The 25,656-nt window shown below is 49.0% G+C and carries 24 protein-coding genes and 1 tRNA gene; 15 read left to right on the top strand and 10 right to left on the bottom strand.

The window, feature by feature from the left end; all coding sequences use genetic code 11:
* Positions 1 to 7 precede the first annotated feature (7 nt).
* From LH22_RS19610 to LH22_RS19590, 5 genes are all read left to right on the top strand, one after another.
* Positions 8 to 691 carry a hypothetical protein gene (locus LH22_RS19610; RefSeq protein WP_038649580.1) on the top strand — a complete coding sequence of 228 codons (684 nt, stop codon included), beginning with the start codon at positions 8 to 10 and terminating at the stop codon, positions 689 to 691.
* An 892-nt stretch (positions 692 to 1,583) separates the two neighbouring features.
* Positions 1,584 to 1,982, top strand: a complete 399-nt coding sequence (gene speD / locus LH22_RS19605; RefSeq protein WP_038649578.1) for an adenosylmethionine decarboxylase — start codon at positions 1,584 to 1,586, stop codon at positions 1,980 to 1,982.
* Positions 1,983 to 1,991: 9 nt separating this feature from the next.
* Positions 1,992 to 3,383: a coproporphyrinogen-III oxidase family protein gene (locus LH22_RS19600; protein WP_038649575.1), complete on the top strand. Its 1,392-nt coding sequence runs from the start codon at positions 1,992 to 1,994 to the stop codon at positions 3,381 to 3,383.
* The gene (locus tag LH22_RS20475) at positions 3,376 to 4,476 is read left to right on the top strand and encodes a cytochrome P450 (protein WP_052059461.1); all 1,101 of its coding nucleotides are present in this window, start codon (positions 3,376 to 3,378) and stop codon (positions 4,474 to 4,476) included. The genes LH22_RS19600 and LH22_RS20475 overlap by 8 nt, the downstream gene beginning before the upstream one ends.
* Positions 4,457 to 5,653, top strand: coding sequence for an MFS transporter (locus LH22_RS19590; RefSeq protein WP_038649572.1), 1,197 nt, complete (start codon positions 4,457 to 4,459; stop codon positions 5,651 to 5,653). The genes LH22_RS20475 and LH22_RS19590 overlap by 20 nt, the downstream gene beginning before the upstream one ends.
* 849 nt (positions 5,654 to 6,502) lie before the next feature.
* On the opposite strand, the gene LH22_RS19585 is transcribed toward LH22_RS19590, so the two are convergent.
* The 4 genes from LH22_RS19585 to LH22_RS19570 form a co-directional block, all read right to left on the bottom strand.
* A complete protein-coding gene (locus tag LH22_RS19585; protein WP_038649569.1) occupies positions 6,503 to 7,036 on the bottom strand; it encodes a hypothetical protein in 534 nt (177 codons plus the stop codon).
* 46 nt (positions 7,037 to 7,082) lie between these two features.
* Positions 7,083 to 8,291 (bottom strand): conjugal transfer protein TraF, encoded by a 1,209-nt coding sequence (locus tag LH22_RS19580; RefSeq protein ID WP_038649566.1) that lies wholly within the window; start codon positions 8,289 to 8,291, stop codon positions 7,083 to 7,085.
* Positions 8,292 to 8,485: 194 nt separating this feature from the next.
* On the bottom strand, positions 8,486 to 9,394 hold the full coding sequence (locus tag LH22_RS19575) for a conjugal transfer protein TraE (RefSeq protein ID WP_156102808.1): 909 nt from the start codon (positions 9,392 to 9,394) through the stop codon (positions 8,486 to 8,488).
* Between the two features lie 175 nt (positions 9,395 to 9,569).
* On the bottom strand, positions 9,570 to 10,130 hold the full coding sequence (locus tag LH22_RS19570; RefSeq protein WP_038649563.1) for a hypothetical protein: 561 nt from the start codon (positions 10,128 to 10,130) through the stop codon (positions 9,570 to 9,572).
* Between the two features lie 205 nt (positions 10,131 to 10,335).
* Here LH22_RS19570 and LH22_RS19565 point away from each other — a divergent pair, with 205 nt between their 5' ends.
* Together LH22_RS19565 and LH22_RS19560 are read left to right on the top strand one after the other, a co-directional pair.
* A complete protein-coding gene (locus LH22_RS19565) occupies positions 10,336 to 11,898 on the top strand; it encodes a TraI domain-containing protein (protein WP_038649560.1) in 1,563 nt (520 codons plus the stop codon).
* A gap of 36 nt (positions 11,899 to 11,934) precedes the next feature.
* A complete protein-coding gene (locus LH22_RS19560) occupies positions 11,935 to 12,900 on the top strand; it encodes a tyrosine-type recombinase/integrase (protein WP_038649558.1) in 966 nt (321 codons plus the stop codon).
* 281 nt (positions 12,901 to 13,181) lie between these two features.
* Here the strand turns inward: LH22_RS19560 and LH22_RS19555 are convergent.
* The 5 genes from LH22_RS19555 to aspA all read right to left on the bottom strand — a co-directional run bounded on the left by LH22_RS19555 (position 13,182) and on the right by aspA (position 18,781).
* Positions 13,182 to 13,257 (bottom strand) — tRNA-Phe (locus LH22_RS19555).
* A 239-nt stretch (positions 13,258 to 13,496) separates the two neighbouring features.
* A complete protein-coding gene (gene dicD / locus LH22_RS19550) occupies positions 13,497 to 14,075 on the bottom strand; it encodes a division control transcriptional repressor DicD (protein ID WP_038649555.1) in 579 nt (192 codons plus the stop codon).
* Positions 14,076 to 14,141: 66 nt separating this feature from the next.
* Complete coding sequence (locus tag LH22_RS19545) at positions 14,142 to 15,842, bottom strand: protein-disulfide reductase DsbD (RefSeq protein WP_038649552.1); 1,701 nt, start codon at positions 15,840 to 15,842, stop codon at positions 14,142 to 14,144.
* 83 nt (positions 15,843 to 15,925) lie between these two features.
* Positions 15,926 to 17,227: an anaerobic C4-dicarboxylate transporter gene (locus tag LH22_RS19540; protein ID WP_038649549.1), complete on the bottom strand. Its 1,302-nt coding sequence runs from the start codon at positions 17,225 to 17,227 to the stop codon at positions 15,926 to 15,928.
* A gap of 117 nt (positions 17,228 to 17,344) precedes the next feature.
* Positions 17,345 to 18,781, bottom strand: coding sequence for an aspartate ammonia-lyase (gene aspA / locus LH22_RS19535; RefSeq protein ID WP_007886584.1), 1,437 nt, complete (start codon positions 18,779 to 18,781; stop codon positions 17,345 to 17,347).
* Positions 18,782 to 19,156: 375 nt separating this feature from the next.
* On the opposite strand from aspA, the gene LH22_RS19530 reads away from it, so the two are divergent.
* The 4 genes from LH22_RS19530 (at position 19,157) to LH22_RS19515 (ending at position 22,342) form a co-directional block, all read left to right on the top strand.
* On the top strand, positions 19,157 to 19,609 hold the full coding sequence (locus LH22_RS19530; protein WP_038649546.1) for an FxsA family protein: 453 nt from the start codon (positions 19,157 to 19,159) through the stop codon (positions 19,607 to 19,609).
* 195 nt (positions 19,610 to 19,804) lie between these two features.
* Entirely contained in the window at positions 19,805 to 20,098 is a 294-nt protein-coding gene (locus tag LH22_RS19525) for a co-chaperone GroES (RefSeq protein WP_021507766.1), read from the top strand.
* Between the two features lie 45 nt (positions 20,099 to 20,143).
* Positions 20,144 to 21,796 (top strand): chaperonin GroEL, encoded by a 1,653-nt coding sequence (groL, locus tag LH22_RS19520; protein WP_038649541.1) that lies wholly within the window; start codon positions 20,144 to 20,146, stop codon positions 21,794 to 21,796.
* A 198-nt stretch (positions 21,797 to 21,994) separates the two neighbouring features.
* Positions 21,995 to 22,342, top strand: a complete 348-nt coding sequence (locus tag LH22_RS19515; RefSeq protein ID WP_034826674.1) for a DUF4156 domain-containing protein — start codon at positions 21,995 to 21,997, stop codon at positions 22,340 to 22,342.
* A gap of 70 nt (positions 22,343 to 22,412) precedes the next feature.
* Here the strand turns inward: LH22_RS19515 and epmB are convergent, their stop codons facing one another.
* Positions 22,413 to 23,441, bottom strand: coding sequence for an EF-P beta-lysylation protein EpmB (epmB, locus tag LH22_RS19510; protein ID WP_038649538.1), 1,029 nt, complete (start codon positions 23,439 to 23,441; stop codon positions 22,413 to 22,415).
* Positions 23,442 to 23,482: 41 nt separating this feature from the next.
* Between epmB and efp the strand changes: the two genes are divergently transcribed.
* The 4 genes from efp (at position 23,483) to epmA (ending at position 25,616) form a co-directional block, all read left to right on the top strand.
* Positions 23,483 to 24,049, top strand: coding sequence for an elongation factor P (gene efp, locus LH22_RS19505; RefSeq protein WP_034826669.1), 567 nt, complete (start codon positions 23,483 to 23,485; stop codon positions 24,047 to 24,049).
* 56 nt (positions 24,050 to 24,105) lie between these two features.
* Positions 24,106 to 24,240, top strand: coding sequence for an entericidin A/B family lipoprotein (locus LH22_RS19500; RefSeq protein WP_038649534.1), 135 nt, complete (start codon positions 24,106 to 24,108; stop codon positions 24,238 to 24,240).
* Between the two features lie 104 nt (positions 24,241 to 24,344).
* Entirely contained in the window at positions 24,345 to 24,479 is a 135-nt protein-coding gene (locus tag LH22_RS19495; RefSeq protein ID WP_038649531.1) for an entericidin A/B family lipoprotein, read from the top strand.
* Between the two features lie 159 nt (positions 24,480 to 24,638).
* On the top strand, positions 24,639 to 25,616 hold the full coding sequence (gene epmA, locus LH22_RS19490) for an elongation factor P--(R)-beta-lysine ligase (protein WP_038649528.1): 978 nt from the start codon (positions 24,639 to 24,641) through the stop codon (positions 25,614 to 25,616).
* Positions 25,617 to 25,656 lie beyond the last annotated feature (40 nt).

The raw sequence follows: 25,656 nt of genomic DNA, 5'->3' as shown, positions 1-25,656 counted from the left end.
AGCACGCATGAAACAAGTCATAAACCACGAAAAAGCCTTTCTTTCTCTCTTCAGCCAGACGGCCCGTTACCACCGCCGGCACCAGGTGTTTGAAGATTTCATCAGCTGCAGTGTCATTGCACTGGAAAATCGCCTTCAGTTCTGCGAAAAGCGCGAGCAGAAGTATCTGCGCATCGTGTCACGGTATGAAAAGCCCGACGTGGAGAACATGGCGCATCTGCTGGCCCATGTGCTAAACGGGCTTGAGGAGGAGCCGGGTGATTTTCTGGGGCGGGTCTTTATGCAGCTTGAGATGGGCGATAAGTACCGCGCTCAGTTTTTTACCCCCTGGAGCGTTGCGATAATGATGGCCAGAATACAGCTTGGCAACGTCGAAGAAAATTTCAGAGACAAGGCGTTTATTACGCTTTCCGAACCAGCCTGTGGCGCCGGCTGTATGACGCTGGCATTTGCCAGTGTTTTACGTGAGGCAGGCTACTCTCCTCATCGTTGTTTATGGGTTTCGGCCACCGACATCGATCCGCTGGCAGCCGGTATGGCGTATATACAACTTTCGCTGTGTGGTGTGGCCGGTGAGGTGGTGATCGGTAATTCACTGAATGATGAGCGCCGGCGAGTATTACTTACGCCTGCACACTTCCAGGGAAACTGGTCACATCGACTGCGTACTGCTTTAACTGAGGTTGCCTAAAATCATTGTAAACCAGACGCTCCCCCGGGAGCGTTTTTTAGTCATTTTAAAAACGTTCTATTTTTAATTGGTTTCACGCTAGCTTGACGGTAGCACTTTCTGAACCGATTTATCCGGCCTTACTGAGCGACCACAGAGAAAGCTTTGGCCGTGTATTTATCAGCTTTTAGATAACAATGTTTCCTCAAGGGTGGCGTATTCTCTTCACCAAGGGGGTAAGAAGACACAAGTCATCACCCCCGAATAACGTACTCGAACTCATTAAACAGACGGCCCTTGATAATCTTTAAAACTTTTTTAGGATTTCAACAACTGTTGATACATAAATATCAAAGCCCAGATAAATCTTGCTTACGATCATCCATAAAACCGAATCATACAGTTGCATGACTTATGTTTTCGTTTGCAATGGGAAAATTTTAGCCCTGTCAAAGGTTTGTCAATCTTAACAGTGATGTTATTTAAAACCTCCCTTGGAATTAGGAGAGGTTATTGATTGAAACTAAAAAGGAAGACATTGACTTTATACTATATATATTTCAGGGGCTTGCAAGGTGCGTGCGTTTGATTTCGATTTAAATAATAAACATGTAAATTATTTTCTTGCTATTTTATAGTTTAATTTTATGTGACATTTATCACGCATTGGAAAATCGTATGATCACTTAACCATTATTTTGGTTTATATAATTACCCGTGCAGTTGTTAATGATATTGACTGCTGCATAAACTTAAATTTTACCCAATATGAGAGGTTTATTATGGAAAGTGCAATCGAACTGTTCGTAACTGAATCTTCAACTGAAAACTATGACTTTAACGGCGTAGCTTGGTAAAAAAAGGCAAGGGCAGGTCTCTGCCCTTGCCTTTGGTAATACATAAAGGTGATTGTATGGATGATACAGGTCATCACTACGTACTTGATATAGTCCTCGAAAACTCAGAATTACTGAGAAGCGAGAATTCATTAAAATCAATTTTCACGGGAATATTGAATCGAACAGAATTTACTATTCTTGGTTCAATATTTCACAAGTTTGATTCAGGAGGTGAAGGAGTTACGGGTGTGTATCTCTTGAGTGAATCGCATCTTTCCTTTCATACATACCCTGAAAATAATTATATAAGTATTGATCTATATACATGTGGTAAAGACTGTTTGTTAGCAATCAAAGAAATTGAGAAAGAATTAGGTGAAAGCAAAAGGCTGCTAGTTCGCTATCTTGAAAGGGGGGGTAGCGTTTCTAAATACAATATAGAGAAAGGTGTGAATATAGAAACTTTCAATTAAGGATTTATTATGAACATTAAAGACAATGGCCTATTTAAGTTTGATTATCAATTTCCTGTATATAATTTCTTCTTCCCAAATCAAGGGAAAAGCATAGCAAACTTGAGCCTGGAAGATGTTCTTTCCAACAGCAATAAGAATATAAAGTCTCGAGCTTTATATTTTCATATACCCTTCTGCGAAACTATATGTACATTCTGTCCTTTCACAAGAGGAGCTTACAAAGACGCTGAGTTGGTTGATAAATACACCGAAATGTTAATCAAAGAATTAGAAATAAAATCAAATTTCAACGATTACAAAGCGATTCCTGTAAGGTCAATATTTTTTGGAGGTGGCACCCCATCATTACTATCCCCGGAAAATATTTTTCGCATAGGTGAAACTATAAAAAAACATTTTAACCTTTCAGAGGGATGTGAGTTTTCTTTTGAAATAGAAATTAAGAGCCTAACAGAAGAGAAAGTTAACGCATTAAAAGAAATGGGGGTTACCCATCCTCGTTTTGGTCTTCAGACATTCAATCCAGAGTGGCGGAAATTATTTAATTTAACATCAACATTTGAGCAGATCGAATTTGCCTCAGAAATTTTAAACAAAAATTTCAATAATGTACTATTTGATATTTTATATGGCATGAATGGTCAAGATGAGGAGGATATAATTAGGGACTTGGAAAAGGCTATTGATTTAGGGACGACTAATATTGACATATATCCAATAGATAACGTTATGACTCAGGCCAAGTTGCATAAGGCAATTCAAAACAGGGAATTGCCGCTAACAACGGCTACTAGAAAATTCACTATGAATATGTTAGTGGATGCATACATGAGAAGTAAGGGATTTATGCCTCATAATGGGCATGGCTATTTTAGATGCAAAAATGTCACCAATGAAGTTGTAACTGACGAATACAGTTTTATTTATCATGAGCATGTTTATGGATATTCAGATCATGACCTACATGGTTTTGGAGTCAATGCCGTCAGCTCTATAAGAGAACATGTTATAACCAATACATCCAGCAGGAACAAATACCTGACTTCTCTTGAGAAGGGAGAGGTTATGGCGACTATCAGCAAGCATCCACCAATTTTGGATGAGATGAAACCAATAATTTTACGCCTTCCGTATCATGGGGTTATCAGCAAAGATAAAGTGAAGATGAACCAGATACCGTTCGCTTTGCAAGAAAAAATCGAGATCCTCATCCAGAATAAATTAATTATTGATACCGGCGGAAGTTTTTATCTCACTAAGTTGGGATGGTATTGGTATACAAATATCATGTATTGGCTTATGCCCGAAGCTGATCAGGTGGCCATGAAAAGATTTATAACCGAACAATTGAATACACCAGGTAAATTCATCGCAAAAAAAGAGCTAATGTATGTCTAATGTCTCTAAAAACTTAATAGACGAGTTTAAGAAAAGATATTTTGAACTGAATTCAAGAGATATTCTTTCTAGGGGGTATGTATTTGACGAAGAGAAAAAAAGTTGGATTTTCTATGGTTACAATAGCTGTGTGGAGTTATTGAACAGTAGCGTTCTGACGAAGAACAGGATGCAAGTTCCCTTGGATTTATTTGATGATAGCCAGAAATACACTGTTGAAAAAGCACAATTTTTGCTTACTAAGTCACTGATTTTTAGGGATCACAGTAAAAGCAACGTTATTAATATAATTCATGAAAACTATAAGAGCATCAATTTTGAAGAATTGTCGTTATTTATTCAAGATAAAGTAATTACCGAGCAGCATTTAGGAGCATTAAATAATAGGCTGGCGGAGTTGCTAACTGGGATTAGTTTTTCAGGAAACATATCTCGCCACGCTGAAAATGTTGGAAATCTATTTGATGGTAAGGTGCAAGGGCGTGATCACTTTGTGGATATAATGGAGTCTTTTCTAAAGATTTATTATGAAATATCCCAAGACTCTAATGTTAATATTAGCAAAGAATCTTATGATATTGACTCTATTGATTTAACAATAGCTTTCGTTGCAGCTCATCAAACCACAATGCAATTGATTGTTGCCGCGTTATTCGATATAAAAAATTTTAATTTGCTTCCATTTCCCTGTTCAATCAACGCCCTCATAACAGAGGTTTCCCGTCTTCATCCGCCAGTTTTATCTGTAGGTCGTGTATTTAATCAGGACTTCGAATATCAGGGAGTTAGCTTTAAAAAAGGTGATAAAGTATTGTTTATGACTGGATTGGCTAATTTTGATCCTAACGTTTTTGAATCTCCATTTTCCTTCATTCATGGAAGAAAAAAAAGGCCACTGTCATTCGGGGCAGGAGTACATTTATGTATTGGGATGGGCGTTGCAATGTCTATAGCATCAAAGGTTGTACAATTGATAGTTGACAGAAGTAAAAACTTTGAATTATCAATTTCTGCAATATCTGAAGGATTTTCAGCTTTAGGTGCTGAAAAATTTGTAATTGAGGTTGAGAAAAATGTCGCTATTAAAAAATAAAAACTTTAATTTGTTGGCATCATCTTTATTCATTTCTAAAACAGGCGATTATGCCTATGAAGTTGCATTTGTATTTATTCTGTTAGAGATTACTAACAATAACTTCTGGCTGATTGGGATAGTGTATTTTTTCAGATTTATACCCTTCCTTTTTTTTGGTCCGCTGGGTGGTTGGCTTGCTGACAATAGAAAAATAAAATCTAATGTTATTTATAGCGAAATAATAAGGTTAATTGCAACATCATTAATCTTCATCTTTTACTACTGCGACTTTTTAAACGTCGAGTTAATGATGTTAGCCTCAATATTAACCACAATCGGCAGGAGCATTTTTCAGCCCAGTTTTCAGACGGCAATTCCAAATCTATTCTTCAAAAAAGATTTGACTCGTGTTAATGGAATAATGCAAATAATAGAGGAGTCAGCATCTGTAATTGGCCCTTTAATTTGCACATTGATTATATCTTTATCAGATAAGCGGTACGTTATGCTATTTAATGCTGTGACATACTTCACTTCTATAGTTATACTGATGCAATTTACATATAAAAGCTCGACGAGTGATGTTGAATTTAATTTATCAAGGGTTTATAAAGAGAATATCCTATATCTTAAGGAGATTTATCACTCTAAAGCGGAATTATTTATTGCGATCTTCGGCTCAGCGGTATGTATACTTTTTACAGGATCTATTTTAAGATTTATAATTCCAGCATATGTTCTTGAAAATGGAGGGAATGAAATAATTACTAGTTACATCTTCTCCGCTAGCGCTTGCGGTACTATTTTAGGGGGCATTTTTTATACGAAAATTGTCTACAACACAAGTGTTTATAAGTTAATGCTATTCTGGTTCTGCTACGGTGTCGTAATGCTTTCTCTCCCTGTTGTCTCTTTAATAAATATTTCATTAGTCATAGCTTTAGCCTTAGCGCTTGGTTTTATAGGCGCACTTGTTGATATAACATTAGTCTCAGCCATTCAATCTTATTCCGCACAAGATAATATAGGAAAGAGCTTTGGTACTTTTTCTACCTTAGCGAATACTGCAGAAGCGAGCTCTGGACTTATTGCAGGTTGTTTTGCTGCATTAGGGTTATTTTCTTCATTTATAACGATGGCTTTTTTGATTATTTTATCGAGTTTAGTTGGAATTAAAAAATCGACTAGCCGATGAAGGCAATATGATTTTCTTTGATAGCGAAAAAAATTCATTTTAGTGACGCTATTACAATGAAAATCATACGTACAGCGTGCTGGGATATCATTCCCCGAGGGAATACCGACGGCAGCTGGCATCGTTAACTTAAGATACAATACCTATCTGGAGATGGCGGGTCAAGATCACGCCAGGCCGCACGGTAAGTGTCATTTTTCACCTCCGGAAGGATATATTTCTGTTCCGGGAAGGCATTCTGGCTCAGGGACGATATCGGTATCAGAAATGCTTTGCAGATAACGCAGCGCTTATTCTGCTGTTGAGAATTCGATAATACTACTGCGGCACATAAAGCTGTCAGTGGTAATTCCACACTTTCCTGTCGCTGTATTAAAAACAAAATCTTAGCAACAATTATCCGTCGGGACGTTATATACAATCATTACTTTTTTTATTACGGTCAGCCCGTAGATATTGCATGACGAATTCAACCATGCGGATATTTTGATGCAACTCATGTTCGGAGTTTGTGGTAAAACCAACAGAGAAAGCTCCCTGGTTTGTATTGCAGTTATACATCCCGGCAGTGCGAAGGCCTTTTTCCCCGGCCCATTGTTCTTTATATTCATACATGGATTAACCATGTCAAAAATAACCTGCCAGTTCGGTATGTCTCCCCATGAAGCAATAAGCAGTTTATCACGTTTGTTTTGCAACTCAGTAAGGTTGTCTTCTGCAATTTCAAGATTGCGCTCTGCACGTCTAACGGAGCGTACCCTGCGTGCCGCAATATCCTGCGCATCTGCAATCCGGTCGCGGATTGCATCAAGTTGAGTCTATAACTCAATCATGAAATGCCCCCCTTATTTATTTTAGAGAACCGCCAGCGACGTCCGGAATTTTTTTCCACAGACGTGATGTCCAGGTTTTCTTTAGATGCTCCGGATTGGAAGATATATAGGTTGCTGTAATGAAGCTCTCTTTACTGCTCCCCCGAACTTCGAGCGTCAGGCGGTCATTTCCGGCCCAGTTCCGGCTCATGCGATAGTAGCTGCCCGGCTGTGCCTCCCAGCTGGCGCCTTCTGATATGGCTGACGCTGACCAGCCAGCATTTCCTTGGCCGCTATTACGCGCAGCGGCGATATCAGTATCCGACACAAATCCGTAGTGTTGTTTTAGTCGCATTGCAACCACATCAACTCGAACCGAAAAAGTTCCTGAGGTCCAGGTCACCGAGTCACGACGTGTCGATTCTGCGTTCTCAGTCGCTGGCTGCTGGCTGGGGGAATTGAGGAGCGAATTCAGATTGCCGAGGCCGAATTCGTTTAAGGCGTTATTGCTACAGCCTGTCAGCGCCATAAGGATAGTTGTAAAGAAGACAGCAGAGAACATTTTTTTCATTTTATTAACCTTTCAGTGAAGGGCTGCATGAAGCAGCCCGTAATTATCAGAATGTGAAGGTAAGCTGAGCCGCCGCACCATAGGTGCGGTCGGTTCCGGCCATACCGGTCAGGTCGAGATGGACCACGCTAAAGGGCGAAATGCCGATGCCAGCACTAAACACGTTGTTGTCGCTGTTGCGCATGTCTGCCCGATAGCCAGCGCGCACCTGGGCCCAGTCCCATGCGTTGAGTTCGGCACCTACACCGGCATACTGTTCTTTTTCATCGGAGGCAAAGTCACTGGATGGTGTCAGATCAACATCTGTCGCCAGCGTGATGAGGCCATTGCTCCAGGAGGTACCTGCCGTGGCCTGCGGGCGAATTTGGAAAGTGTCTTGGAGACCATTCACTTCACGGGTGCTCACATTCCGTGAGAACAAGTTCTGTCCGGTCAGGCCCACCGTCCATTCAGGTGTCAGCTGCGTGGCTAAACCGATATCCATGTTGGCGCCACTTTCCGAGCGTTTCCACTCACCGCTGTGAAAGTCAGAGGTGCTGTAGTTATTAATGGCCACGTTATAGTTCCAGGTATCGACCCGCTGAAATTTTGGCGTGATCCCCACCGAAACCGGTGTGCCGGCCAGCGTAAACTGATGGGCCATTGCGAGGCCGTATTCACTGACCAGTGCCGCCACCCCTTCTGCACGAGAGGTGAGCTGGTCCAGATCGTCTTGCGTGGGCGAGAAAATGCCGGTCTGCGCGGTATCGAGATACTTCAGATCGTGATCGGTCACTACTGCACGGGCCTTTGCCTGTCCCCAGCCTTTCACCACCAGGGCAAAGGGCAGCGTGTCGTTCGGAATGGCAATCACGGCCGACACGCCAGCGCTGGCGTGACCGCTGTCACCTGAGACGTCCTGCAGAGATTTTTTGAGCGCTGCGGACTGTGCTGCACTGTTACCACTGCCAGCAAAGTCACTGAGGCGTTTCCAGTTGTCTTTTACGCGATCAAGGCCGTCCTGCAAGTTATCCGGATCGCTGATCTGTGCCCCGATGCCCGGAAGGATAATGCCCAAATCGTCACTGGCATCATGGCGTGTCATCAGCGCCGGGTTGGCCAGCGCGGCCGACGTGTAGTTGGATGAGGCCACGCCAGTACCGCCCATTGCGTCATTACGCGCCTCGGTCCAGGAACCTGCTGCCTGAGCCGCCGGCAAAGCAGTCGCAAACAGCGCCAGTGTTATTCCGTGTGTAATCATGGATACTTTCATCATTTATTTCCTTTCATCGGTTGTATTTTTTGGATAAAGCTAATCCCTGGTACTGACGCACCAATAAATAAGGGTAAAATTCTGCTGCCGCCATTTAATAATGAGGGATGAAACAGCAATGTATCGTTAAGAGTTAATCTTTTCCTCACGCCTGTGAGCTATTCAAACGAGCGATATTTTCCGGTTAGTTAATTTTTTTATTTCCTACCCCACTGACAGTTAACACCCTTGTCTTTCTGTTCTTCGACAAAAGTTCTGAGTGTTGATAGCAATGAAACGGGCAATTCATTTCCGCGAATAAACTGAGTGAATATATGCTCAGGCACTGATGCCGTTTCGATATCTCCCAGCCGGGATATTTCCCTCATCGTTTCGCAGAAAGTCAGAAAATCGTTTGTCTTGTAATTAGCTACAATCTCATTCGTAATAATGCCACTGCAGGTCACGACTCTCAGGGTTATTCTGTTAATCTGTTTCAGCTGACGAATATAGACGAGCGTTTCATTTTTACCGCCGATACGGTCAACACTACTTTCCTGGCGAACAAGCGTAATGGCAGGCAGTACGGTTCCGGCGCAGACCTCAGGCAGGAGGCGATCTGCGACATCCTGCCAGCAGGTGAACGTCACCTGTTTGACAGGCTGTTCCTCAGAACCGTTAAGCCAGTCAGGAGACACGCCGAACCATTCTGCTAACTGATGGATTACTGGCGCCGTCAGATAGTCCAGCGTGCGCTCACGGCTCTCCAGTACGCTGAGCCCCATGTTCAACCCAGACAGCAGCGTGGCCACCCCGGTAACGCTAAGCCGGTGCGCATCCATCAGCTGCCAGAAACGTTCATAAATCCGCGTCACTGTGGCCTGACGTGGGGCGAGCGTTTCCAGCATTATCCCCTCCATCAAAACGTTGACCAGCTCGGCGGTGGAAATACCCAGGCTCTGCGATACCCGCGAGATGAACTCCCGCACGGCAGGACGAAAGCGGATGGCCATGGGCGTGCCCGCTGTTTTTTTGCCGTCGGCAAACTGTCGGACCAGCTGCTGCATTTCTTCATCCTGCTCCAGCGCAATACGGGAGAGTATGGTTGTCATATTATTTCGCTTCATAAGTTCCCTGGTGCTGGCTAACGTCATGATTTGACTTATGTCAGGCTCATTTGTAGCCGCTGTGATTACGTTACCTGGCTGTGCGGCACCTGTATAACGGATTAAATCGATCGTTCAGATCGAATACACGCATGTAGCCAGTGTGAGCTGCTGCGCAGTCCGGTGATAGTGGAAATTATTTTTGCGCATCAGAAGATTTTCGTTTCAGAACCAGCACAGGCCAGACACTTCGAAATTCCGTGCGCCAGCGCCATTGTCGGAAAAGGATTTCCAGCTGCATCACTGCCTTCCTGGCCGGGGTAAAGGGAATGCTGTATGTCCGGCTGCGAACATCAAAGCCGCTTTTCTCCAGGTGAGCCATCACCCTGCGGGCGCGGATACCGGTCAGGAGATGGGAGGAGATGATGACGGTCTGGTGAGTCTGCAGCGCCTGACAGGCAGAGGTGTTAACGCTGTTCCAGAACTGGCCGACCTTCTCCGGCGTCAGATTCGTGGTGGGCTGCCAGGGAGCAAGATGCACCCAACCTCGCGTGCGTCTGTGGCTTATAAGCGTTAACGCCGGCCTGAACTGACGTTCTGCGCGGGCAAGTGGTTTCAGCATGAAAGGTATGCAGGCAAGCAGCGCCCAGACCGTGACAAAAACGCCATGTCTGCTGCCGCCGGTAAAGCTGCAGCTCATCAGACTGGAGAGGACCAGCCATGAAGTCAGGGTGATAAAGACAATCATCTGCTGCATAAATGAAACTCTGCACGATAGAAGGAAAGAGGGGGGCATTAAAACAATAAGGTGAGTGGTTGACAGTCAAAAACCGTGAACCGGTTATGAAGATTTTTAGCAAGTGAGATTTCTGCTCCGGCTAATACCGGGTTTTTCATTGCAATTGCGGCAGGGGCTTTTAGCGTAACGTCATTTTATCAGGCTGAAACCTGAGGAGGTAACGGTGCGCGGACTAAACTGGTTAACAGGCAGGAACAGACAGCAAAACAGTGTTGATACTGAGGCTGACTCTGATATCAGAGAGCAAATAAAGACGTCAGAGGCGGGCTGGCATCCTGCCCAAAGCGCTGCAGCCTGTTTAGCATCAAGGGATCGACGTCAGCTCATCAAAGTATTGTCAGAAAACAGTCCGCTTTCGAAACCCGTAACAGACGCATGGTGGCTAAGTCCCCTAGAGCAGATGGCTGCCCGCGTTCAGGCCTGCCCGGCAGCATGGAACGGCCCCTTTTCAGGCCCCGGGGGATTTACCGACCTGAGTCTCACGGTGGCCACGCGTGCCGTCAGGCTGGTGCGCGGTATGATGCTGCCACCGGGAGCCTCGCCTGAAGAGCAGTCAGAGCAGGCCCCTGGCTGGGTTTGTGCTGTGTACTGGGCCGGACTCTTCCATCACCTCAACTGGCTGTCGCAAATGGAAGGGGGGCTTAAGAACGGACGCGTCTGGTATCCGGGAATGAGTGTCCCCGACGTGGCCTGGCGGGTTCGCCCTGTGCAAAAAAAGGGGGGAGAGATGAATGGTTTGTATATGGCTCTCAGCCTGCTGCCGGACACCGGTATGCTGTGGCTGCAGCGCTGGCCAGCTCTGTCAGACAGCCTACTGCTTTACCTGTCAGGAAGGCGAAAGGAATCGGGGATACTTAACAGCATCATCAGTGATGTCATTATCAGCTGTGGCATGCCAACAGGGCTCACCACAGCCGGAGTACTGTCCTCTGAGTTGTCACCAACACCGGTTTCATCAGGGGCAGATGATACGCCCCCAAAATTATATGAAACCGAAGCGATCCCGTTGTCCAGTCAGGGTACAGAAATCGCTGAATCAGTACCAATTGAAAGTGCGGTTGTTTCCTATAGTGCTCCGCACGCAGAAACGACAATGTCTGCAGTTGTGCCGCTACCCGAACTCAGTCTGGTGCTGGAATCTGCACTGAGCAGGGAAGAAACAGAGGCCGAGCCTGAAGTGGAGATTTCGTCAGATGGAGCAGACCACCATGCCTCTACTGAAAACCTCATGTCAATGCTGGATCTGATGGCACATGGCCAGTCTCCGGCAGAGAGAGCGGTTCACTCCTCAACTCCCGGGTTGGCACCCTCACCAGACGAGCGGTCTGCGGGTAAATCCTCCGACAGCGAAGCCCACCCCGGAGAAATCTATCTGGACTGGCTCAGGGACAGCGTTGAGGATGGCACGATAAGCGTTAATGAAAAAGACAGTGTTTTACATGTACTGGCACAGTTTGTATTTCTTGTTTCTCCAGGCTGTTTTTACCGATACATGTCAGCAAAGGGTGAAGAAGCAGCTGATAAGGACCGGCTTCAGAAAAATTTCGAGTCGCTGAGCGTACATCATTCACGAAATGGTAAGGGACTGTTCCATTACCATCAATACGATTCGCCGGATAAAAGCGGTCGTTTTACGAAAGTGTCAGGCTACATGATTAAAGCCGACATTATCTTCAAAAAAGGGTGCTGCCCTCCGGACAGCGTATGGCTTTCAGCTAAAAAATAATTTTTTTATAAATTGACAGAACTGAATGGGGTCTTTATGAAAGATGCTATGACATTTGAAGCTATTCTGGAAGATTACTTCCTTAATAAATTTCTTCGTGAGGCTACAGAATGGAGTTACAGGAAAGTTGTAAAGACTTTTATCGAGTTTAACAAGGGATACATTCTTCCAGAAAGCGTTACCCGGACTGATGTCCTGAAATGGCGTCGTTATGTCCTGAATGACCAGGGATTAAGTAAACGCACGTGGAATAATAAAGTAACTCACATGCGAGCAATTTATAATCATGCAATCAGCAATGGTATGATTAATATCCCGGATAACCCATTTAATCAGGTTATCGTTAAACCGGATATCAAACGAAAAAAAACGCTGTCTGGCGAGCAAATGAAAAAAATAGATTTAATCATGGAGAGAAAGATAGAACTTGAAGACATGGGCGTGAATGACCCGAGGCCTAATGCTCTTGAACCTGCATGGTTCTGGATGACTGTAATTGAGACGCTCAAATACACCGGGATGCGGCAGAATCAACTTCTTCATCTACGTCTGTGTGACATAGATTTAAAACTCGGAATAATAGAATTGCGTGCCGAAGGCTCGAAAAATCATCGTGAACATCGCGTTCCCGTAACGGCCAGACTCAGACCACGTCTGGAACAGCTGTATCACAGGGCCGTTCAGAGAGGGGCCAAAAAAGGAGATCAGTTGTTTAATATCAATCGGTTTACTCAAAATAAAAAAAGAATGACTAAAGCCAAAAATATGGATCATCCTCCCCTTCGGGCCTTTTTCAGAAGGCTGTCAAAAGAGTGTCATTGTGATGTCAGTCCACATCGGTTCAGACATACGATAGCCACAGACCTGATGAAACGCCCGGAAAGGAGTCTGAATGACGTACAGATGCTGCTTGGACACTCCAGCGTAGCCGTGACACTGGAATACGTTGAAGCGAATATGGATAACCTCAGAAGGAACCTTGAATCAGCGTATGCTGCTTAGGAGTAATCTTAAGGCAAATTCATAAGGGATTGATATGAAAAAGGGAAAAAAAGGCAGTTTTCCTTTACAGATCGTTGACAGAGCCGCGCTGAAAAGGTAAATACCTGTAACTGAAATTGTTGGGATGTGAGAAATCCGGATGGTGGTGGAACACCATCCGGATTCTTAATCCCTAAACCCCCAGATGCAGAACGAATTGCCTCATGCTGCATGATGACGGTCAGGGAAATTGTCATGCCTGTTAAGGATCTCATCTCTTAACAGGCAGGCTCTGAAGTTGTTGGTGCCCGGACGCGGAATCGAACCACGGACACGGGGATTTTCAATCCCCTGCTCTACCGACTGAGCTATCCGGGCAACGGGGCGCATTAAACCTTAATGGCTTTCAGCCGTCAACGGCTTTCGTCAAAAAAGCGTAGCAATCGTGACTGATTGCTTGCTTTTCAGGCAGGTCGTGCAAAATCTCAACGTGCGCATCGGCGATCGTATTGGCCGTGAAGAGGCTCGAAGTATCTCCACCTGAACTGGCAATAAGATTGATGGCAAGATTGTACGTTGTCGCGGGTTAAACGGACGACTCTGCCGCAGCCTTTTGTTCAGGTTAATGCCCCATTCTGCCGGCACAGCGCAATGCTCAGTACATCTTCCGCCAGACGACGCGCGGTGGCGACATCCTGCACGTTGCGTTTCACCAACAGTTTGCTCAGACAACCTTCAAGAATCAGCTCCATTTGATCGGCCACCATGGTCGGGTTATCCAGTGCCAAATCCACCAGAATCTCATGAGTGAACTGCCATGAGCTGCGTTTCTGCTGCTCGGCAAGCTGATGCACGGGTTGGTCAGGCTGCGGATAGAAACTGCAGGCGGCGATAAACAGGCAGCCAGGAAAACGTCCTTTGCTCACGTGTTCGGATAACACGTCATAGCGCGCCAGCAGTTTTTGTTGGGCCGTGAGATGTTCATTAAGCTGTATCTGGCGGCGCCAGCTGTCAATCTGCTGACCGTGATAGCGCAGCGCGTCATACAGCAGGGCATCGCGATCGGGCCAATATCGTTCAAGATGTTCGGGTGCTAATCCGGTTTCCCCCGCCAGTTGCTGCAGGGAAGTGGTGGCGGCAAGGCCGCTTTGCTCAAGCACATTCAGCGCATGCTCAAGAATCTGTTCACGTTGCAAGTGACTCTCCTCTGGAGTGCGGGCCCGCTCGCGCACGAACGGGCAGTGTCCTGCAACCAGTGTCGTTTAACGCGACAGATTGTGCAAATGCGCGCGGAAGTCGGCGGCACTCAAGAAACCGGTGATGCGAGAGTCAGGGATTTCTTTGCCTTGCGCGTCAAAAAACAGAATGGTCGGCAAGCCTAATACCTGTAAATGCTGCAACAGGGCGTTATCCTGTGCATTATTTGCGGTGACATTGGCTTGCAGTAACTGTACCTGACTTAAATCGGCACGCACGGCTTCATCGCTAAAGGTATATTTCTCAAACTCTTTGCACGCCACACACCAATCAGCGTAGAGATCGACCATGGTGATGCGGCCTTGTGCTTGCTGCAATGCGCTATCAAGCTGCTCGCTGCTGGCCACCGTTTTAAACGGCAGATGTGCGACAGATTGCGCAGTGACGCTGCTGCCAAAGGCCCAATCCTGCAACGGACGCGCGACCACCAGTGCTGCCGCCAGCATCACAATTTGCAGAATGCGCCATTTGCCATTAGCGCGCAGGCTGAGGCTAAACGCCCAGGCAAATAAGGCCACGCCGAGCAGGCTCCACAGACGTAATCCCCAGACATCGCCAACGACTCGCTCCAGCAAAAAGACCGGCAGCGCCAGAATCACAAAGCCGAAACCTTCTTTGACGCTTTGCATCCACGGACCACTTTTCGGCAGCAACTTATTGCCAAACATCGTGACCGCAATCAGCGGCAGGCCCATGCCGAAGGCATACAGCCACAGCGTGCCCGCACCGGCCCACAGGTTACCGCTTTGTGCGATATACAGCAGAATGGCACTCAGCGGCGCGGTGGTGCAGGGCGAGCAGATCAATCCCGCCAGTGCGCCCATCATAAATACGCCCGGCAATGAACCGCCTTGCTGACGGTTGCTCCACAGCGTCAGGCGTGTTTGCAGACGGGAAGGCAGTTGCAGTGAGAACAGGCCAAACATCGACAACGCCAGCACCATGAACAGCACTGACAGGCCAATCAACACGTATGGATGCTGCAGTGCAGCCTGGAAACGCAGCCCTGCAGCGGCCACCACCATGCCAAGCACGGTATAGGTCAACGCCATCCCTTGCACATAGACCATCGCCAGCGCGAACAGGCGTCCAGCAGAGTAGCGACGCTGGCCACCGAGAATGATGCTGGAGATCAGCGGATACATCGGCAATACGCACGGCGTGAAGGCGACGCCGATGCCAATCAGCAGCGCCCACAGCGGTGAAAACGGCAGTGGCGTACGCTGTTGCGCAGGCTGCGCGTTCACGGCGGGTGCATCGTGATTGGCGGCAACCGGAGTGAGCGGCACTGAGCGGGTTTCGGGCGGGTAGCAGAAACCGGCGGCCGCACAGCCCTGATAGGTCACCGTGAGCGTGGCACCGGACTCAGCCTGATGCAGAGTGATAGGCACCTGTAAATCCTGCGGATAGATTTCGCTCTTGCCGAAGAACTCATCCTCATGCGGCTGTCCTGACGGCAGAGCCAGCGGTGCCATCTGTGCTTTCTGCGGCGTCACATGAATCTGCTGACGATAAAGGTAATAGCCGTCCTTCACCTTCCAGCTCAGTGTGAGTTGGTTGCCCTGCTGGCTGAAATCGAAGCCAAATGCCTGATCCACCGGCACAAAGCGGCTGTTATTGTGAGGTGAGAAGATATTGGCCTGTGCTGAAAAGCAAAACAGCAATGCGAGGCAAAGGCCCATCAGGCGAGAAAGTCGTGCAGCCATGAGGATGTAATCAGCTCCGGTGGCGAATGAGCCGCGATGATAGCACGGCCGCCTCGCCACGAGGTTTTCAGGATGTAACGGCGCTACAGAATCAGGCTCCCAAACAGGAAGCCAAACGCCACCGAGAAGGCAATCGCCAACACGCCGGGAATGATAAAGGAGTGATTAAACACAAACTTGCCGATTCGGGTCGAACCGGTGTCATCCATTTCTACTGCTGCCAATAAGGTGGGATAGGTCGGCAACACGAACAGTGCCGAAACCGCGGCAAAGGAGGCGACTGCGGCCAGCGGGGAAACGCCGAGCATCAGTGCCGCAGGCATCAACGCCTTGGTGGTCGCTGCCTGTGAATAGAGCAGGGTAGCAGCGAAGAACAATATCAACGCCAGCATCCACGGGTAGCTCTGCAACATATCGCCAGCTGCAGTCTGGATGTCCGCCAGGTGGGCTTTGACAAAGGTATCGCCCAGCCATGCCACGCCCATCACGCAGATACAGGCACTCATGCCGGATTTGAAAGTACTGGCGCTGAGGATTTCGCCAGTATCGACTTTGCAGGTTAGGCAAATCAGTGTGGCAACGGTGAGCATAAACACCACAATCGCTTCGTTACGAGGCAGCACTGGGTTGCTGATTAGCCCAACGCTGTCGCTGATGGCCGTGGCGTAGAGCACCACCGCTGCGATGCCGATCAGGAACAGCAGCACGGCACGCTTGGCCCCGGGTTTAATCTCATAGACGCGCTCGCCTCGCAGGGTGACTTCGCCTTTGGCGAGTCGCGCCTGGTAAACCTCATCATCCTTTAACTCTTTACCGAGAAAGCTGGTGATCACGGCGGCACAGAATATCGCGGCCATCGTGGCAGGGATCGATACGCCCAGCAGCGCCAGATAGCTGACGCCGCGCGGTTCAAGAATTGAGGCGAAGAACACCACCGCCGCAGAAAGCGGTGAAGCGGTAATGGCGATTTGTGAGGCGACCACCGCAATCGACAGTGGGCGTGAAGGGCGTACACCTTGCTCTTTAGCCACTTCGGCGATGACGGGGAGCGTCGAGAACGCAGTGTGTCCGGTACCCGCCAGCAGCGTCATTACATAGGTGACGAGTGGCGCGAGGAAGGTGACGTAACGTGGATGGCGGCGCAGCAGGCGTTCCGCCAGGCCGACCATGTAATCGAGCCCGCCCGCAATCTGCATGGCGGCTATCGCGGCAATCACCGCCATAATAATTTCGATCACATCAAAAGGAATCGCACCTGGTTTCATGCCGCAGAACAGCGTTAGCACCAGCACACCTAAACCGCCAGCAAATCCAATCCCAATGCCGCCTAAACGCGCACCAAGCCAGATTGCCAGCAGGACAATCAGTAATTCCACTACCACCATTCGTTCCGCTCCTGAGTCGGGGGGAGATCCTGACTCTTAAAGTTGTAGCCGCCAATAAGAAAAAAGCACGCCGTAGTGTATACAAGCGTGCTTTTTTGCGACTTGATCCGGAACGGATTACTGTTCGTTTTCGTCGGTGTAGCGTTTGGCTTTGTAGGTCGGATGCATCAGGTTCTGAATCGAGAAGATGTCATCCAGTTCCGCTTCGGTTAGCAACCCGCGCTCCAGCACCACTTCACGCACGCTCTTACCGGTTTCCGCACAAATCTTGCCGACGATATCGCCATTATGGTGGCCGATATACGGGTTGAGATAAGTGACGATACCGATGGAGTTGAACACGTAAGCTTCACATACGGCTTTGTTAGCCGTGATGCCGTTGACGCATTTTTCCAGCAGGTTGAAGCAGGCGTTGGTCAGAATGCTGATCGATTCGAACAGCGCCTGGCCAATCACCGGTTCCATCACGTTCAGCTGCAGCTGACCCGCTTCGGACGCCATGGTCACGGTAATGTCGTTGCCGATAACCTTGAAGCACACCTGGTTCACCACTTCTGGCACGACCGGGTTCACTTTGGCTGGCATGATTGACGAACCGGCCTGCAGTTCTGGCAGGTTGATTTCGTTCAGACCCGCACGTGGCCCGGAAGAGAGCAGGCGCAGGTCGTTACAGATCTTCGACAGTTTCACCGCCAGACGTTTCAGCGCGGAGTGCACCATCACGTAAGCACCGCAGTCGGACGTCGCTTCAATCAGGTCTTCTGCAGGTACCACTGGCAGATTACTGACTTCCGCCAGACGCTGAACCGCCAGTTGCTGGTAGCCATCCGGCGTGTTGAGGCGAGTCCCGATTGCCGTGGCGCCCAGGTTTACTTCCAGCAGCAGTTCAGCCGTGCGCAGAATGCTGCGGGTTTCTTCATTCAGCAGCACGTTAAACGCGTGGAACTCCTGGCCCAGCGTCATCGGTACCGCATCCTGAAGCTGAGTACGACCCATCTTGAGGATATTTTCGAACTCGACCGCTTTACGCTGGAAGCCTTCGCTCAGTTGGCTAATGCCATCCAGCAATTTCAGGATGGAGGCGTAAACCGCGATACGGAAACCGGTAGGATAAGCGTCGTTGGTGGACTGACACTTGTTCACGTGATCGTTCGGGTTAAGGTACTGGTATTCACCTTTCTGGTGGCCCATCAGCTCCAGGCCGATGTTCGCCAGCACTTCATTGGTGTTCATGTTAACCGAGGTACCCGCGCCGCCCTGGTAGACGTCAACCGGGAACTGATCCATGCATTTACCGTTATTCAGCACTTCATCACAGGCCTGAATAATGGTGTTTGCGATGTTGCGAGGGATTGTTTGCAGCTCTTTGTTGGCGAGCGCGGCTGCTTTTTTCACCATCACCATACCGCGGACAAACTCCGGTATGTCACTGATTTTGTTGTTACTAATGTAGAAGTTTTCAATCGCACGCAGAGTATGAACACCGTAGTAAGCGTCTGCCGGGACTTCGCGCATGCCTAACAGGTCTTCTTCGATACGAATGTTGTTCGCCATGATTACCTTCTTATTATTTCTGCGGTGTCACTGCCGGGCGACCGGGATGGTCGGGCGACAATTACTGTGCAGGTGAAGCAATTATATTGTCGTGGAATACCAGTGCCGACATATTATCCATCTTCGGGCTGGCGGGCACGATCATATTCTGTTGTTACAGAATTGTTTGTGCACAGATCACTTTACGGGCATTTACTGGCCCAGCGGTAATAACGATATGTGATGTAGTTCGCAATTTTAAGTCAGTGGGAAAAATTTGGCAGGATCGGTTGAAATCACGGGTTGAGATGCCCATCTCTATCTATACGGTCAGACAGACCATCCCTTTCTGCTGCCTGGCAAGAAGCGAGGCAGCCCTACTCACAGGAGATATCGGTGCGCTGGATACCGTTCGTGATTTTTTTTGTTCTGGCCTGGATTGAGATCTCAATTTTCATTCAGGTTGCACATGCCCTCGGCGTGCTGCTCACCATGCTACTGGTGATCTTCACCTCGTGCATCGGTGTGTCGCTGGTGAAGAACCAGGGTATGAAGAACTTCCGTCTGATGCAGGAGAAGCTGGCGCGCAATGAAAGCCCAGCGGCGGAGATGACCAAAAGCGTTTCACTGATCATCTCAGGATTTCTGTTGCTGTTGCCAGGATTTTTTACTGACTTTCTTGGCCTGCTGCTGCTGTTACCGCCGGTACAGAAGCACCTGACGCTGAAATTAATGCCGCATCTGCGTGTGTGGCGCGGACCCGGCGCAGGGCCGGACAGTGGCTATACCATGGATGGTGAATACGAACGAAAGGATCAGGATCGTATTGGCCACGATAAAGATCACTGAGTCTAACCAAGGCGGCGTAAGCCGCCTTTTTGCTGCCTTTTTCGCCATCTGTTACGCAAACGAAAATTTTTTATTTTTTTCCCCTTGAAAGCCCTTTTTAGTGACCCTATCTCTCTCTCCACGAGGCCGGAAGCCATGCAGTCCGGCTCAACCCAAAAAACTGAATGATTGGATTTCTCAAAGGAGAGCTACCAAATGAAAATTCGTCCGTTGCACGATCGCGTTATCGTCAAGCGTAAAGAAGTTGAAGCTAAATCTGCTGGCGGTATCGTTCTGACCGGCTCTGCAGCTGGCAAATCAACTCGTGGTGAAGTTCTGGCTGTGGGTAATGGCCGCATCCTGGAAAACGGCGATGTTAAGCCGCTGGACGTGAAAGTTGGCGATCTGGTTATCTTCAGCGAAGGCTACGGCGCCAAAACTGAGAAGATCGACAACGAAGAAGTTCTGATCATCTCTGAAAGCGACATCCTGGCGATTGTCGAAGCGTAATTACGCGTAATTCACTGAACGAAACGAATTTAAGGGATATTTGAAATGGCAGCTAAAGACGTAAAATTCGGTAATGACGCGCGCGTAAAAATGCTGCGTGGCGTGAACGTACTGGCAGATGCAGTAAAAGTTACCCTGGGCCCGAAAGGCCGTAACGTGGTTCTGGATAAATCTTTTGGTGCACCGACCATCACCAAAGATGGTGTTTCTGTTGCGCGTGAAATCGAGCTGGAAGACAAGTTCGAAAACATGGGTGCACAGATGGTGAAAGAAGTGGCCTCTAAAGCGAACGACGCTGCGGGCGACGGCACCACCACTGCAACCGTTCTGGCTCAGTCTATCGTGAACGAAGGCCTGAAAGCTGTTGCGGCTGGCATGAACCCAATGGACCTGAAGCGCGGTATCGATAAAGCCGTTGCTGCAGCCGTTGAAGAGCTGAAAGCGCTGTCTGTTCCTTGCCAGGATACTAAAGCGATTGCTCAGGTAGGTACCATCTCTGCTAACTCCGACGAATCCGTGGGTACTCTGATCGCTGACGCGATGGAGAAAGTGGGCAAAGAAGGCGTTATCACCGTTGAAGAAGGCACCGGCCTGCAGGACGAGCTGGACGTGGTTGAAGGTATGCAGTTCGACCGCGGCTACCTGTCTCCGTACTTCATCAACAAGCCAGAGACGGGTGCTATCGAACTGGATGCTCCATTCATCCTGTTAGCCGATAAGAAAATCTCTAACATCCGTGAGCTGCTGCCAGTACTGGAAGCGGTTGCAAAAGCCGGTAAACCACTGCTGATCATCGCTGAAGATGTTGAAGGCGAAGCACTGGCAACACTGGTGGTTAACACCATGCGCGGTATCGTGAAAGTGGCTGCGGTTAAAGCACCAGGCTTCGGCGACCGTCGTAAAGCAATGCTGCAGGATATCGCTATCCTGACTGGCGGTACCGTTATCTCTGAAGAGATCGGTCTGGACCTGGAAAAAGCCACCCTGGAAGACCTGGGTCAGGCTAAGCGCGTTGTGATCAATAAAGATACTTCTACCATCATCGATGGCGTGGGCGATCAGGGCGCAATCCAGGGCCGTGTCACTCAGATCCGTCAGCAGATCGAAGAAGCCACTTCTGATTACGACAAAGAAAAACTGCAGGAGCGCGTAGCGAAACTGGCAGGCGGCGTAGCCGTTCTGAAAGTGGGCGCAGCCACTGAAGTTGAAATGAAAGAGAAGAAAGCACGCGTTGAAGATGCCCTGCACGCTACCCGTGCTGCGGTTGAAGAAGGCGTGGTTGCTGGTGGTGGTGTTGCACTGGTTCGCGTTGCAGCGAAAATCGCTGCTTCTGGCCTGAAAGGTCAGAACGAAGATCAGAACGTGGGTATCAAAGTTGCGCTGCGCGCAATGGAAGCACCACTGCGTCAGATCGTTTCTAACGCCGGTGAAGAGCCATCTGTTGTTGCTAACAACGTGAAAGCGGGCGACGGCAACTACGGCTACAACGCACAGACTGAAGAGTACGGCAACATGCTCGACTTCGGTATCCTGGACCCAACCAAAGTGACCCGTTCTGCGCTGCAGTACGCGTCTTCTGTTGCGGGCCTGATGATCACCACCGAAGCGATGGTGACCGACCTGCCTAAAGGCGATGCTCCTGATTTAGGTGGCGCTGGCGGCATGGGTGGCATGGGCGGAATGGGCGGCATGATGTAATTTGCCCCTGACTGCTTAAGTCATGTGAAAAACCCTCGATTGGAAACGGTCGGGGGTTTTTCTTTTGGTGGCGAACAAGGTATAAGTATGAGCGCAATACTTCGGCTTTGCGGGTTTAGGGCAATGAATGTTCAGAAAAAAAGTGCGCTTTTCTGCTACGCTGCCGCCCGACACTGATGATAATAAATGGGGATTACAATGCGGATTAACCTCTTGCTCGGACTGGCGGTAGGGACTTTACTGCTAGCGGGCTGCAGCAGCTCCAATCAACTGAGTTCCGGCGGACAGCGTGTCACTTTCGTTGACCAACAGCCTGGAAGCCAATGTCAGCTGCTGGGCAATGTCACCGGCTCACAGAGCAACTGGTTGAGCGGATCAGGCGGTGAAGGCAGTTCTTTGCGTGGCGCAGCCAATGACCTGCGTAACCGCGCGGCAGAGATGGGTGGCAACGTGATTTACGGTGCAACCAGCCCAACGCAGAACCTGCTCTCAGCTTTCGCACCGCTTGACAGCAAAATGTCTGGTCAGGTGTATAAGTGCCCGTAATGGTATGAAAGAGATGTAAAAAAAGCCGCTGATGCGGCTTTTTTTGTGGGCGCAATGTCTCGCGCGGCGGTTATTCCTGACGTAGCTGTAAATCCAGCGGTGTTTTGCTCGGCTCACCACCAATCTCGCGCGCCAGCTTCGGCACCATATAACCCGATACCATGGTTAACAACTGGCGCACTAGCGCACGGGCTTCATCATCCGACACAAAGAAATGCGCCGCGCCCTGTACTTTATCCAGCACGTGCAGGTAATAGGGCAGAATGCCGGCATCAAACAGCGCGTTGCTCAGGTTAGCCAGCACTTGTGCATCATCATTGATACCGCGCAGCAGCACGCTTTGATTAAGTAAAGTGACGCCCGCACGTTTTAGCATCTGCATGCCGTAGTGCAGCTCATCGTCAATCTCTTGCGCGTGGTTGATATGGCTCACCATCAGCACTTGCAGGCGCGTTTCGGCCAGAATCTGGCATAACCCTTCGGTAATGCGTGCGGGGATCACTACCGGGAGGCGGCTATGAATGCGCAGACGCTTCAGGTGCGGGATTTTCTCCAGCGCGCCGACCAGCCACGCCAGCTCATGGTCTTTGGCCATTAGCGGATCGCCACCCGAGAAGATAATCTCATCCAGCTCTGGATGCTCAGCGATGTAATCAATCGCCGCCTGCCAGTTGCGCTTATTGCCCTGATTATCCTGATAGGGGAAATGGCGACGGAAGCAGTAACGGCAGTTAATCGCACAGCCACCTTTCACCAGCAACAACGCACGGTTGCGATACTTATGCAATAAACCGGGCACCACGCTACTTTGCTCATCCAGCGGGTCAGTGCTGTAACCTGGCGCATCAACAAACTCCTGACGGCTGGTCACCACCTGCAGCAAAAGGGGGTCGTTTGCATCGCCTGGCGTCATGCGCTGAATAAAGGCACGCGGCACGCGCAGCGCAAAAAGCTTGCGCGCATCGTTGCCTGCGGCCAGATCCGCATGCTGTTCGAGAGATAAAAGTTGCAGTAATTCAGTAGGATCGGTGACAACATCAGCAAGTTGCTGCAACCAATCTTCTCTGATGGGGGGATTTAGGGTTACAATGTTTGCCATTTTTTTGGCTATTACCAGTTCAATATTTACAGAGGGCCTTTATGGCGACTTATCTTAGCAACGATTTCCGTCCCGGTCTTAAAATCATGTTCGAAGGCGAGCCATATGCCATCGAAGCCAGTGAGTTCGTTAAACCGGGTAAAGGCCAGGCATTTGCACGCGTTAAAATGCGTCGTCTGCTGACCGGTTCTCGCGTTGAGAAGACCTTCAAATCTACCGACTCTGCCGAAGGCGCAGACGTTCGTGATATGACGCTGCAGTACTCTTACAACGACGGCGACTTCTATTACTTCATGCACCCAGAGTCTTTCGAGCAGTATCAGATCGAATCTAAAGTGCTGGACGACGTGACCAAATGGTTGCAGGACAATGCGGATTGTATCGTTACCCTGTGGAACGATAAAGCGATCGCTGTTCAGCCACCGAACTTCATCGAAGCAGAAGTCATCGAAACAGATCCAGGTCTGAAAGGTGATACTGCCGGTACCGGCGGCAAGCCAGCGACCCTGTCTACTGGCGCAGTGATCAAAGTTCCACTGTTCGTGCAGATTGGCGAAGTGGTTAAAGTTGACACCCGCTCTGGCGAATACGTTTCGCGCGTAAAATAATTGCCAAATCAGGCGCATCACTCGATGCGCCTTTTTTCCTTTATGAGTTCAGAATAATGAAAAAGATGGCGAAATTGGCTGTTTTTGCGTTGCTGGTCTCTTCTGCTTTAAGTGCCTGCAACACTTTCCACGGCTTTGGTGAAGACGTCTCCCATTTGGGCGGTGCCATTTCACGCGCAGCTTATAAATAAATTGCGAGGGCGCCGCCTTTTCTCAGCGGCTTAGCCAGCAAGGTCGTGTATAAGGTCTATGCTTGAATGGCTGTACTTTTATTGCAACCAACAAGGATATGGCTATGTTAAAGAAAAGTATTGTCGCGATTCTTTCTGTTCTGGTGCTTTCCTCTGTGTTGACCGCCTGCAACACCACCCGTGGTGTTGGCGAGGACGTTCAGGCCGGTGGCAAAGCGATTCAGCGCAGCGCACAGTGATCCAAACCGGTGCGAAACCCGATTTCGTACCGGATTTCCTGACTTCCTCTTTCTTTGTCTGAAAAAGCACCGCTAACGCCTTCGATCCCGTCACGCCGTTGTTTGCCGTAGCCAATACGGGTAGACTTCTCCCCCTTATCTGTATAAGGAGTCACCAACATGAGCGAAACGGCAAGCTGGCAGCCGAGCGCACCCATTGCCAATTTGTTGAAACGCGCCGCTATCTTAGCGGAAATTCGGCGTTTCTTTGCCGATCGCGGCGTGCTGGAGGTCGATACCCCGGCAATGAGCCAGGCGACCATCACGGATATCCATCTGGTCCCATTCCAGACGCGCTTTGTGGGTCCAGGCGCAGCGGAAGGGCGCGATCTGTGGCTGATGACCAGCCCGGAATATCATATGAAGCGCCTGCTGGCGGCGGGCAGTGGCCCGATCTATCAGATGGGGCGTTGCTTCCGTAATGAGGAGGCAGGTCGTCATCATAATCCAGAGTTCACCATGCTGGAGTGGTATCGTCCTCACTATGATATGTATCGCCTGATGAATGAAGTCGATGATCTGATGCAGCAGGTGCTAGAGTGCGATAGCGCCGAATCTTTATCGTATCAGCAGGCGTTTATTCGCCATCTGGAACTTGATCCTTTGTCAGCGGATAAAACGCAGCTGCGTGAAGCCGCGACGAAGTTGGGTGAGGGTGAACTGGCGAACCGTGAAGAAGACCGTGATACCTTGTTGCAGCTGCTGTTTATGCTGGGTGTTGAACCGAAGATTGGTAACGACAAACCGTGCTTCGTGTATCACTTCCCGGCCAGTCAGGCGGCATTGGCCGAAATCAGCACTGAGGATCATCGCGTCGCTGAGCGTTTCGAGGTGTATTACAAAGGCGTGGAGCTGGCTAACGGCTTCCGCGAGTTAACCGATAGCCGCGAACAGCGTCAGCGCTTTGAGCAGGATAATCGTCGCCGTGCAGCGCGTGGCTTACCGCAGCATCCGATTGATACCAACCTGCTGGATGCGCTGGCACATGGCATGCCTGCTTGTTCAGGTGTGGCGTTGGGTGTGGATCGTTTGATTATGCTGGCGTTGAAAGCCAATGCATTAAGCGACGTGATTGCCTTCCCGGTGGATCGTAGCTAATTATTCTTGCTCGGGATAGGGTGATTCAGACAACAGCGGC

Source organism: Pantoea rwandensis, from assembly GCF_000759475.1.
GTDB classification, from domain to species: Bacteria; Pseudomonadota; Gammaproteobacteria; order Enterobacterales; family Enterobacteriaceae; genus Pantoea; species Pantoea rwandensis_B.
The sequence above is the reverse complement of the archived record's forward strand: the minus strand, read 5'-3'. Positions and strand labels throughout refer to the sequence as shown.